The 9,813-nt window shown below is 64.0% G+C and carries 13 protein-coding genes; 12 read left to right on the top strand and 1 reads right to left on the bottom strand.

Going from position 1 to position 9,813, the window contains the following annotated elements:
• Window positions 1-74: 74 nt before the first annotated feature.
• From ACTJI6_RS18900 to ACTJI6_RS18885, 4 genes are all read left to right on the top strand, one after another.
• Complete coding sequence (locus ACTJI6_RS18900; RefSeq protein WP_085502601.1) at window positions 75-1,118, top strand: IS5 family transposase; 1,044 nt, start codon at window positions 75-77, stop codon at window positions 1,116-1,118.
• Between the two features lie 209 nt (window positions 1,119-1,327).
• Window positions 1,328-1,786, top strand: coding sequence for a replication initiation protein RepC (gene repC / locus ACTJI6_RS18895; RefSeq protein ID WP_440802882.1), 459 nt, complete (start codon window positions 1,328-1,330; stop codon window positions 1,784-1,786).
• A 100-nt stretch (window positions 1,787-1,886) separates the two neighbouring features.
• Window positions 1,887-2,045: a LacI family DNA-binding transcriptional regulator gene (locus ACTJI6_RS18890; RefSeq protein ID WP_440802880.1), complete on the top strand. Its 159-nt coding sequence runs from the start codon at window positions 1,887-1,889 to the stop codon at window positions 2,043-2,045.
• Between the two features lie 23 nt (window positions 2,046-2,068).
• Window positions 2,069-2,308 (top strand): hypothetical protein, encoded by a 240-nt coding sequence (locus ACTJI6_RS18885; RefSeq protein ID WP_126156386.1) that lies wholly within the window; start codon window positions 2,069-2,071, stop codon window positions 2,306-2,308.
• Here ACTJI6_RS18885 and ACTJI6_RS18880 read toward each other — a convergent pair.
• Window positions 2,259-3,182 (bottom strand): LysR substrate-binding domain-containing protein, encoded by a 924-nt coding sequence (locus ACTJI6_RS18880; protein ID WP_126156387.1) that lies wholly within the window; start codon window positions 3,180-3,182, stop codon window positions 2,259-2,261. The two genes, ACTJI6_RS18885 and ACTJI6_RS18880, sit on opposite strands and share 50 nt — an antisense overlap.
• 110 nt (window positions 3,183-3,292) lie before the next feature.
• Between ACTJI6_RS18880 and mbhE the strand changes: the two genes are divergently transcribed.
• The 8 genes from mbhE to ACTJI6_RS18840 are packed head-to-tail and all read left to right on the top strand — an operon-like array spanning window position 3,293 to window position 9,803.
• Window positions 3,293-5,530, top strand: a complete 2,238-nt coding sequence (mbhE, locus tag ACTJI6_RS18875) for a hydrogen gas-evolving membrane-bound hydrogenase subunit E (RefSeq protein ID WP_440802878.1) — start codon at window positions 3,293-3,295, stop codon at window positions 5,528-5,530.
• Window positions 5,527-5,928: an MnhB domain-containing protein gene (locus ACTJI6_RS18870; protein ID WP_126156389.1), complete on the top strand. Its 402-nt coding sequence runs from the start codon at window positions 5,527-5,529 to the stop codon at window positions 5,926-5,928. The genes mbhE and ACTJI6_RS18870 overlap by 4 nt, the downstream gene beginning before the upstream one ends.
• Window positions 5,928-6,290 carry an NADH-quinone oxidoreductase subunit K gene (locus ACTJI6_RS18865; protein WP_126156390.1) on the top strand — a complete coding sequence of 121 codons (363 nt, stop codon included), beginning with the start codon at window positions 5,928-5,930 and terminating at the stop codon, window positions 6,288-6,290. Before ACTJI6_RS18870 ends, ACTJI6_RS18865 begins: the two co-directional genes overlap by 1 nt.
• Entirely contained in the window at window positions 6,287-7,789 is a 1,503-nt protein-coding gene (locus ACTJI6_RS18860; protein WP_440802875.1) for a Na+/H+ antiporter subunit D, read from the top strand. The genes ACTJI6_RS18865 and ACTJI6_RS18860 overlap by 4 nt, the downstream gene beginning before the upstream one ends.
• On the top strand, window positions 7,786-8,271 hold the full coding sequence (locus ACTJI6_RS18855; protein WP_126156392.1) for a Na+/H+ antiporter subunit E: 486 nt from the start codon (window positions 7,786-7,788) through the stop codon (window positions 8,269-8,271). Before ACTJI6_RS18860 ends, ACTJI6_RS18855 begins: the two co-directional genes overlap by 4 nt.
• Window positions 8,268-8,564 carry a monovalent cation/H+ antiporter complex subunit F gene (locus ACTJI6_RS18850; protein ID WP_103174710.1) on the top strand — a complete coding sequence of 99 codons (297 nt, stop codon included), beginning with the start codon at window positions 8,268-8,270 and terminating at the stop codon, window positions 8,562-8,564. Before ACTJI6_RS18855 ends, ACTJI6_RS18850 begins: the two co-directional genes overlap by 4 nt.
• On the top strand, window positions 8,557-8,892 hold the full coding sequence (mnhG, locus tag ACTJI6_RS18845) for a monovalent cation/H(+) antiporter subunit G (RefSeq protein ID WP_126156393.1): 336 nt from the start codon (window positions 8,557-8,559) through the stop codon (window positions 8,890-8,892). Before ACTJI6_RS18850 ends, mnhG begins: the two co-directional genes overlap by 8 nt.
• Window positions 8,889-9,803, top strand: coding sequence for a hypothetical protein (locus ACTJI6_RS18840; RefSeq protein WP_126156394.1), 915 nt, complete (start codon window positions 8,889-8,891; stop codon window positions 9,801-9,803). The genes mnhG and ACTJI6_RS18840 overlap by 4 nt, the downstream gene beginning before the upstream one ends.
• Window positions 9,804-9,813 lie beyond the last annotated feature (10 nt).

Raw genomic sequence — 9,813 nt, 5'->3', positions numbered from 1 at the left:
GGGCACCTCGAAAAATTGCCCGGCCCGAGTTGCTGCGGTATGAACGGGGGGTGATCGGCTGCTTGGGCGTAACGATGGCACAGATGGGTTTCTTCGATCTTTCGGACCGCTATGCGAGCCTGGATGCCAAGAAGGACCCCTTGGTCGAGATTGACGCCGTTGTGCCGTGGGAGGAGTTCCGCCCGACGCTGGAGCGGGTTTGGCGCAAGCCAGATGCGGAGCGGAAGTCGCGCGCCGGGCGCAAGCCGATGGACGCCGTTCTGATGTTCAAGACACTGGTCCTGGGCGCGCTCTACAACCTGTCCGACGACCAGATCGAGTATCAGGTGCGCGACCGTTTGTCATTCATGCGGTTCCTCGGCCTAGGGCTTGAGGACCGGGTGCCCGATGCCAAGACGGTGTGGCTTTATCGCGAAGCGCTGGCGCAGGCGGGCCTGGTGGAGGCGCTGTTCAAGCAGTTCGACGGCTATCTGGCGCGCCGGGGTTACATCGCGCGGGGAGGGCAGATCCTGGATGCCTCCATCGTCCCGGTGCCGAAGAACCACAACACGCGCGAGGAAAACAAGGCGATCAAGAGCGGTGAGGTGCCCGAGGGCTGGTCCGACAAACCGGCCAAGCGGTCACAGAAGGACGTTGATGCCCGCTGGACCAAGAAGCACGGTAAATCCCACTATGGCTACAAGAACCATGTGAGCATGGACAGGAAGCACAAGCTGGTAAGACGTTACCATGTCAGCGATGCCGCCCTGCATGACAGCCAAGCGGTGGACCACCTGCTGACGCGGGGCAATACCGGCGCGGGGGTCTGGGCCGATCCGGCCTATCGGTCCGAGGAGATGGAAGCCAAGCTGCGCGGCATGAAGCTGAAGAGCCACATCCACCGCAAGGGCAAGCGCGGCAAGCCGCTGACCGAGCAGGCCAAAAGCAGCAACCGGACCAAATCCTCGGTGCGTGCCCGGGTCGAGCATGTCTTCGGCGCGCAGACCAATGACATGGGCGGCACGCTGGTGCGCACGATCGGCATGGTGCGGGCGAAGGCGAAGATCGGGATGAAGAACCTCGCTTACAACATGCGCCGCCTCGGCCAGCTGAGCCGCCTGAACCCGTGCCCGGGCTAACCCAGGGGCGCGGAAATCAAGTCGTGCGGCACGAAACGCCGCGCGCGACAGGCAAAGCATCAAAGACCCCGTAGCGCACAAGGGCACTGACGGGTGGCATCACGCCCATTTCAAGCCGCCGAGCCCGCGACCCGCGACCGGAAAAGGTCAAAAATCGAGGTGCCCTTAAGGATATCCGAGGCAGGATATCCACTGATCAGACAGATGAATTGGGCACCTGGGACAACCAGAATGAGCAGCACTATCAGAGATCAGATAAAGAAGATCTTGAATCTGAATGCTGCAAAGAAAAAGCTAATGGCGTGCCGGCTGCTGAAGAACCCGCCGAGCTGACGCTGGACGCTATCGTCTCGACCTGCGGCGACATCGTTCAGTTCGTCAACCATGACATCCGCACCTGGTCTGATCTTGTCCATGCGGCAGATCAGGTCAGACCAATGATGGGGATTGAGCTTTCGGTGTGGTCGCGCGTGAAGGGGAGCATGGGCGCTATTTGCGCAGCGGCCACCTTGGCGGCGATCCTTCAACGGTTTACGCAGATTCGATCGCCTGGGGCCTATCTACAGGCACTTGCCGCGAAGGCACAGGCCGGACAGTTCTCGATTGACCAAATGATCAGGGCACTTTCTCGCCGGGATGCGCCAAAGTTCACAGCTGTGAACTGTTAGCCTCATAACCTTTGCCCTTCCAGCGTATGCGACACACAGCAACAGCAACCATGATCACGATTGTATAGCCATCCTGATCCTGTCTCCCGGCAGAAGAACCATGCGCAAACCGACCTTCAAGGACATTACTGCCCAAGCGGGGGTAGGGACCGTAACAGTCGAGAGGGTTTTGAACAATCGAGGCGGTGTCAGCCCCGACGCTGTCGGGTTGCTGCGGATCGAGGTGCTACTCGTCCAGCCGCAATCGACCTTCACGTAGGGATCGACAATGCGGCAATGTTCATGACGCGCATAACACAAGGGCAGGGGACTGTGACCGCGCTTGGCGGCACCGCGATCAGCCAGGTGGTGAACCAGGGCCTGACCTCGGTGCAGGACGCGGCGCTCGAGCTGCAACTGTTCGAGATGCTGTCCCACCTGCCGCTGACGGGGATCACGTCGCTGGTGGCGAGCTTGCGAGGCCCGTCCCACTTCACGCGCCTGATGCCGGCTGCACATCCCAAGGCTTCAGGCATCCACTGATTGCTTCGGCAAAATCGACATAGGTTTCTGCCCGCTGCGCCGACTTGCGCCAGGCCATGCAGATGTTCCGCGTTGGCACGGGATCGCTCAGGGGGACGGCCACCACCAGTTCCTCGCGCATGACCTCGGAGCGGACGTAAAGGGCGGGCAGCAGGGCGATGCCCATGCCGGCGGCGACCATCTGACGCAGCGTGTCGAGCGTGGTGCCGACGTAGTCGCTGGCCTCGATCGCGCCAACCTCGCGGCAAAGGCGTGCGATGTCATCGGTCGGTCCCTCGCGCCGTTCCATCGTCAGGATGGTCTCGCCCGCCAAGTCCTGCGGCCTGACCGACTTGCGGCGGGCCAGCGGGTGATCCTGCGGAACAACAAGGTGCAAAGGCTCGGTCACCAGCACGAAAGAGGCAAAGTCATCGCGCACCGGAACCTCGGGCAGAAGGATCACGTCATACTGGCCGTCGGCCAGGTGGTGCTGCAGCTGCTCCGGCTTTTCCTCGCGCACATGGATGCGGGTCTGGGGGAAGGTCCGGCGCAGCGTCGGCATCGCTATGGACAGGACATAGGCTCCCACGGTGTGGACCACGCCCATGCGCAGCAGGCTCTGCATCGCGTGCGGGTCTTCGCGCCGGGCAATGTCGCGGATGTCGTCGATCTCGGCCACGATGATGCGGGCCCGGCGGGCGATCTCGGTCCCCACTGGGGTCAGAAGGACGCGGGCCCGCGTGCGTTCCACCAGCCGGGTTCCCAGCCGCGCTTCCAATTCTTTCAGCTGAATGCTGAGGGTGGGTTGCGTGACGTGGCACTGCTCGGCAGCACGGCTGAAGTTCAGCGTGTCGGCCACTGCCAGCAGGTAGCGAAGCTGCTGCAAGGTCGGCATTTCGACTCCTTATAGAGTGCGGCTATGTAACGTCGCCTCATTATCAATTTCCTTATCATGAAGGGGCTGTGATTAAAATCCGGGGCAATTAAACGGCTTCGGAACTTTCCATGACTCAGCACACGGGCGCGGGGCGGCTATACGGCTATGCGGCATCGGGATTGGCCGCGCTGATCTTCGTCGCCTTTGCGGCGATGGCCCCTGGCGTTGTCGGGGGGCAGCCGGTGCTGGCAGATTGGCCGTGGGCGCCGTCGCTGAATATCTCGCTTGCCTTCATGCTGGACGGGTTGTCGCTGATCTTCGGCCTGCTGATCAGCGGCATCGGTGCGCTGATCTTTCTCTATGCGACCGGGTATATGGGCGATCACCCACGTTTCGGCCGCTTCGTGCTGTTCCTGTTCGCTTTCATGATCTCGATGCTGGGACTTGTGACGGCGCGCGACCTGATCACCCTGTTTCTGTTCTGGGAACTGACCAGCATAACCTCATACCTGCTGATCGGCTTTGACCACGACAATCCCCGCGCCCGGCGCAATGCCTTGCAAGCCATGCTGATCACGGCCGGCGGCGGGCTGGCGCTGCTGGCAGGTTTCATCCTGATGGGCGCAGCGGCTGGCGGATACGATCTGGCGCGGATCCTGGCGGGGCAGGGGCTTCAGGGGCATCCTCTTTACGGACCGATCCTGGTGCTGGTCCTGCTGGGGGCCTTTACCAAGTCGGCGCAGTTCCCGTTCCATCTCTGGCTGCCTAATGCGATGGCTGCGCCGACCCCGGTATCGGCCTTCCTGCATTCTGCGACGATGGTGAAGGCGGGCGTCTATCTTCTGGCGCGGCTGCACCCGGCCCTGGGCGGCACCCCGGCCTGGACCGTGACGCTGATAGCCGCCGGGGCAGTGACGGCGGTTCTCGCCTCGGTTCTGGCGATGCGGCAGAGCGATCTGAAGCAGGCGCTTGCCTATACCACACTGATGGCCTTGGGCATGATCACGATGCTTCTGGCCGGATCGCACCCCTATGCGCTGACGGCAGCGGTGACCTTTCTGATCGTTCATTCGCTCTACAAGGCCAGCCTCTTCATGGTCGTGGGCGCGATCGACCACGCGACTGGCACGCGAGAGGTCGCGCAGTTGGGCGGCCTGGGCCGGGCGATGCCCGTGACAGCGGTCGCGGCCTTTCTGGCCTGCGCCTCGATGGCGGGGCTGCCGCCGATGATCGGATGGATCGGCAAAGAGCTGATCTATGCGGGCGCCGCCACCATGGCGGGTGCGCCCCTGGTCATCGCCGCAGCGGTCGCGGCGAATGCGCTGGTCTTCGCTGTCGCGGGGGTTGTTACGCTGCGCCCGTTTTTGGGCGCGCCGCTGCGAACGCCGCATCCTGCCCATGAGGCGCCCTGGCAGATGCTGGCAGGGCCGATCATTCTGGCGGCTTGCGGCCTTGTGGCCGGGGTGCTCGCCCAGCCTTTGCTGGGTGCGGCTATCGGCAGCACCCTGACCGGAAGCCTGATGCAGGATCGCGCCGCAGGGCTGCATCTCTGGGCCGGGTTCAACGCGGCCTTGGTGCTCAGCCTCCTGACCTTCACCATCGGGGTGATGCTCTATGTGATGCGTGATCGGTTCGCGGCCCTGGTCGACCCCGTGCTGCGGCGCCTTCCGTCTTTCGACAACGGCTGGGATCGGTTGCTGGATGCTTTCCGCGACCTTGCGGCTTGGCAAACCCGGATGCTGCAGACCGGCAGGCTGACGTCCTACATGCTGGCAGTGTTCGCCGTCACGGCCTTGGCGCTTGGCGCGACCATCCTCCACGGCAGGCCCGTCATCGCGCCCGAGCTTCCGCGGTCGGCCTTCCTGTGGTTGACGGTGGGCTTTACCGCAGCCGGGGCGGTTCTTGCGCTGAACACCCATTCGCGGATCGCGGCCATCGCCGGCATCGGCACGGTGGGGATCGGGGTCGCTGTGATCTTCATCTTTGCCGGCGCCCCGGATGTCGCCACGACCCAGCTGATGGTCGAGACGCTGTCGGCGGTCATGTTCGCCATCGCAGCCCTGCGCCTGCCGGGCCTGGTCGAGCGTCGCAGCCGCCAAAGGCAACTGGCCCATGGGGCGGTGGCCGGTGCTGTCGGCCTCTGCGTGACGGTGATGGTGCTGTCTGTCACGGCCTCGCCGCTTGACCGGACCATCACGCAATACTTCGAGGAGAACTCCTATGCTCTGGCCCACGGCCTCAACATCGTGAACGTGGTTCTGGTCGATTTCCGCGCCTTTGACACCTTTGGCGAACTGATCGTGGTGCTGCTGGCCTCCTTCGGGGCCTATGCGGTCCTCAAGCGCAAGCGGGGGGCAGGGGCATGAACTCACTGATCCTGTCAATCGGGGCGCGGTTCTTGACGGCGCTGTTCCTGCTGTTCTCGCTGTTCGTGCTGCTGCGCGGCCATAACAGCCCCGGCGGCGGCTTCATCGGCGGGCTGATCGGCGCGGCAGGCTTTGTCCTCTATAGCTTTGCGGCAGGCGTCGGTGCTGCGCGCAGCGCGCTGCGGGTCGATCCCCGCGCCATCGGCGTCTGGGGCATGGCGCTTGCCGTGGTTGCAGGATTGGCCTCGGCCTTGGCCGCCCTCGACCCCTTCACCGGGCTTTGGCTGATCGTGGCGGATCTGGCGCTCTCAACGGTGCTTGTCTTCGACATCGGCGTCTATCTGGCCGTCTTTGGCGCGATCCTGACCCTGGTCTTCACGCTCGAGGAGACGCTCTGATGGAAACCCTTCTTGCTTGCCTTTCGGGTTTCCTGGTCGCGACGTCTGTGTGGCTGATGCTGTCTGGCAACCTGATGCGATTCCTGTTCGGGCTGCTGCTCTTGTCGAACGGCTTCAACCTGGCGATCCTGGCGGCGGGGCGCCTGACGCCCGGCGCCCCGCCCTTGCTGGGGGCCAAGGGCGAACTGCCCGCCGGCACCATGGCCAACGCGCTGCCGCAGGCGCTGCTGCTGACGGCCATCGTCATCGGCTTCGGCCTGTTCGCTTTTGCGCTCGCGTTGACGATACGGGCTTATCGAACCTTTGGTCATCTCGAGGTTGACCGGATGCGGATCGCCGAACCGGCGGAGGACCGGAAGTGAGCTGGGTTCTTGCGCTGCCCATCATGATCCCGTTCGTGACGGCGGTCGTGGCCTTTCTTCTGCGCCGGTCGCGATTGGGCGACCTGGCCTCGGTTGGCGGCTCGGTTGCCTCGCTTGTCGCCGCTGTGGTGCTGATCGACAAGGTTCTGGATCAGGGCGTCATCGCCGGCCAGATCGGCGGCTGGCAGGCCCCCTTCGGCATCACGCTGGTGGCCGATCACCTGTCGGCAGCCATGGTGCTGATCACCGCCATCATCGGCCTGTCGGTCGCCATCTGGTCCCTGGCCGAGATTGGCCCCCAATCCGCCCGGTTCGGATACCACGCCCTGTTCCAGTCGCTGCTGGGCGGCGTCGCCGGCGCCTTCCTGACCGGCGACCTGTTCAACCTTTATGTCTGGTTCGAGGTCCTGCTGATCTCGTCCTTCGGGCTTCTGGTGATCGGGGGCAGGCAGTCAGCGATCGACGGGGCGGTCAAATACGTCACGCTGAACCTGATCTCGACCGTGATGTTCTTGGGCGGCGCGGGGCTGCTTTATGGGGCAACGGGCACGCTGAACATGGCCGATCTGCGCGGTGCCGTTGCGACCTCGCCCGACCAGGGGCTGATGACGCTGATCGCGATGATGCTGATGATCGCCTTCGGCCTGAAGGCCGCGGTCTTTCCCTTGTTCTTCTGGCTCCCCGCATCCTATCACACGCCGCATTACGCGGTCTCAGCGCTCTTTGCCGGGCTTTTGACCAAGGTCGGGGTCTATGCTCTGATGCGCGTCTTCACGCTGATCTTCGTGGGCGACATCGGCTACACGCACGAAATCCTGCTTTGGGTGTCGCTGCTGACCATGCTGACGGGTGTTCTGGGCGCCGCCGCGCAGGGCGATTTCCGCAAGATCCTGTCTTTCCACATCATCAGCCAGATTGGCTACATGGTGCTGGGCTTGGCGTTGATGACGCCGCTTGCCGTGATGGGCGCGGTCTTCTATCTGCTCCACCACATCATCGTGAAGACGAACCTGTTCCTGATCGCCGGGGTTTCGCGGCGCCTGACGGGTTCGTCGGACCTTTACGCCATCGGCGGCCTTTACAGGACCGCGCCGCTGCTGGCCGCGCTGTTCATCATTCCTGCCTTCTCGCTGGCCGGTTTCCCGCCGCTCTCGGGCTTCTGGGCCAAGTTCGTGATTGTCCAGGCCTCATTGGAAATCGGCGAAGGGCTGGTGGCGGGGATCGCGCTTCTGGTCGGGCTGCTGACCATCTTCTCGATGACCAAGATCTGGGCCGAGGTGTTCTGGAAGTCCCATCCCGACGGACGCCAGCCGACCCTGGCCGATCTGCCCCGGTCCGCGAGATGGCAAATGCTGGGTCCGATCATGATGCTGGCAGCAATGACGGTCGTGATCGGCGCCTTCCCAAGTCCCTTTCTGGAGTTCGCGACCCGAGGCGCCGAGCAGCTTGTTGATCCCGCCGCCTATGTCGCGGCCGTCCTGGGGGAGGCGCGGCAATGAGGCTTCTGGCCATCAACGTCCTTCTTGCCGTCGCCTGGTCGGCGCTGTGGAACGGGTTCTCGCTGGTGAACCTGCTGACAGGCTTTGCCATCGGCTTCGGTGCCCTTTGGTTCGCCCGAGACCTGATCGCCAGCAAGGACGAGCGCCGGTACTTCCGTGCCTTGCCCCAGAGCGTCGTCCTGGCCGTCTATTTCATCAAGGAACTGATCAAGTCCTGCATCATGGTGGCCCGCGACTGCATCGCGCCCCGGCCGAACCTGCACCCCGCCATTGTCAAGATGCCCCTTGAGGCCCGTTCGGATGGCGAGATCTTCCTGCTGGCCAATCTCATCACGCTGACCCCCGGCACGCTGACGCTGGATGTGGCCCCGGACCGCAGCTTCCTTCTTGTCCACTCGATCTATGCCACCGACGAGGCCGCCCTGATCGCCGATCTGAAATCGGGGATGGAACGTCGCATCGGAAAGGTCTTCCGCCCATGACACCCACCGCCTTCATGCAGACAAGCGTCACCCTGGCCCTGATCATGGTCGGTTTGGCGATTTTCATCGGCTTCATACGGCTGGCACGCGGACCAAGCCTGGCCGACAGGGTCGTGGCACTGGACATGATGACGACCGCCGTCATCGTCGTGTGCGGCCTTTACGCGGTGCGCACCGAGGCAGAGGCCTTTCTGGACATCGCCGTGGCGCTTGCCCTGGTCAGCTTCCTGTCCGTGGTTGCCCTTGCCCGCTATGCCGAACGGCTTGGCCGCAGGAACGACCGCGATGACTGAGATCCTTACCGGCATCTTTGCGCTTCTGGCCGGCGGCTTTGCCTTTGTCGCGGCCATTGGGATCCTGCGCTTTCCCGACGCGCTGACCCGGATGCACGCCTCCTCGAAGGTTGGCAGCCTGGCAGGCTCCCTGGCTCTTGTGGCGGCGGCAGTCGATATCGGCGGCGTCAGCGCGGCCAGCCGGGCCTTGATCGCCATCCTGTTCCTGCTGATGACGGCACCGATCGGGGCGCATCTTCTGGGCCGCGCTGCCGCTTGGCGGGCGGGGCAGAAGCCAGCCCCGCGGCCGCAACCCCAGCAGCCTCGTCCGAAGGACCGCAGCCCATGAAGGACATCGCCCTCGTTCTGCCCGAAAAGTTTGACGAGCCTGCCCTGCTGCAGGTGATGGCCCGGCTGTCACGCCGCCAGCCGCTGCGGGTCGGGCTGTGTTCGCGAAGCCCGCAGTTGTCGGACAGCCAATGGCAGCTCGTGGCAGGGATCGAGGCGATGGGGGTGGCCGTGTCAGCGCATCTCTCGGTTACCCCCGAGAGCCTTGCGGGGATACCGGCCGATCTGGTCCTTGCTGCCCGGCCCTCATCCCAGGCCCCTCTGGCGTGGCGGAGCTTCATTCGCGACCTTTCCCGGCGCGTGCCCGCCCCGGTCTGGATCATGAATGGCCCTACGGATCCCCCCTCGGCCGTCACCGCCCTGATCAATCCCGATGACGCGGACCGCATCGACCCCCATCTTGCGGCTGAGGTGCTGCGCGTATCGTTCACGCTCTCGCAGGCTCTGGATGTGTCTCTGGACATCCTCAATATCTGGTATTTCCGGGAAGAAGGCCTTCTGCGATCCTGGCGCCTCAGGACGCCCGAGCCGGAAATCATCGAGGGAAAGCGCCGGGCCGCCTGGATCGCGCAATCGGATCTGGCCCGCGTTCTGGCGACGCTTTCGCCCGGTCTGTCCTGGCACCGGCTGGACTGCCTGCAGGGGCCCGTCATCGGGGGGCTGGAAGGTATCGTGTCAAACGATACGCTCGTTGTCGCCGGCTCCCCAGGCCGGGACGGCTGGGCAGCACGGTTCAGGCCGAACCTGGCCGAGGAACTGTCCCGCCAGTGGCCGACACATGTCGTCATCGTCAAAAAACCTGACTCCCCGGCCTTGGCGAACGGCAAGACGCTGCAGGACCGTTCCGACACAGACACAACTCGGGGCGACTCTTCGGACAGCCACCGCAAAAAGAGATCCGGTTCCTACTGAACAGGGATTG

Source organism: Paracoccus sp. 22332 (assembly GCF_052045125.1).
GTDB lineage: Bacteria > Pseudomonadota > Alphaproteobacteria > Rhodobacterales > Rhodobacteraceae > Paracoccus > Paracoccus haematequi_A.
The sequence above is the reverse complement of the archived record's forward strand: the minus strand, read 5'-3'. Positions and strand labels throughout refer to the sequence as shown.

Bases quoted from the DNA above. Each gene is read 5' to 3' on its own strand.
- ACTJI6_RS18900 (WP_085502601.1), top strand. From the start codon at position 75: ATGGCACAGATGGGTTTCTTCGATCTTTCGGACCGCTATGCGAGCCTG.
- ACTJI6_RS18890 (WP_440802880.1), top strand. From the start codon at position 1,887: ATGCGCAAACCGACCTTCAAGGACATTACTGCCCAAGCGGGGGTAGGG.
- ACTJI6_RS18885 (WP_126156386.1), top strand. From the start codon at position 2,069: ATGACGCGCATAACACAAGGGCAGGGGACTGTGACCGCGCTTGGCGGC.
- ACTJI6_RS18880 (WP_126156387.1), bottom strand. From the start codon at position 3,182: ATGCCGACCTTGCAGCAGCTTCGCTACCTGCTGGCAGTGGCCGACACG.
- mbhE (WP_440802878.1), top strand. From the start codon at position 3,293: ATGACTCAGCACACGGGCGCGGGGCGGCTATACGGCTATGCGGCATCG.
- ACTJI6_RS18870 (WP_126156389.1), top strand. From the start codon at position 5,527: ATGAACTCACTGATCCTGTCAATCGGGGCGCGGTTCTTGACGGCGCTG.
- ACTJI6_RS18865 (WP_126156390.1), top strand. From the start codon at position 5,928: ATGGAAACCCTTCTTGCTTGCCTTTCGGGTTTCCTGGTCGCGACGTCT.
- ACTJI6_RS18855 (WP_126156392.1), top strand. From the start codon at position 7,786: ATGAGGCTTCTGGCCATCAACGTCCTTCTTGCCGTCGCCTGGTCGGCG.
- ACTJI6_RS18850 (WP_103174710.1), top strand. From the start codon at position 8,268: ATGACACCCACCGCCTTCATGCAGACAAGCGTCACCCTGGCCCTGATC.
- mnhG (WP_126156393.1), top strand. From the start codon at position 8,557: ATGACTGAGATCCTTACCGGCATCTTTGCGCTTCTGGCCGGCGGCTTT.
- ACTJI6_RS18840 (WP_126156394.1), top strand. From the start codon at position 8,889: ATGAAGGACATCGCCCTCGTTCTGCCCGAAAAGTTTGACGAGCCTGCC.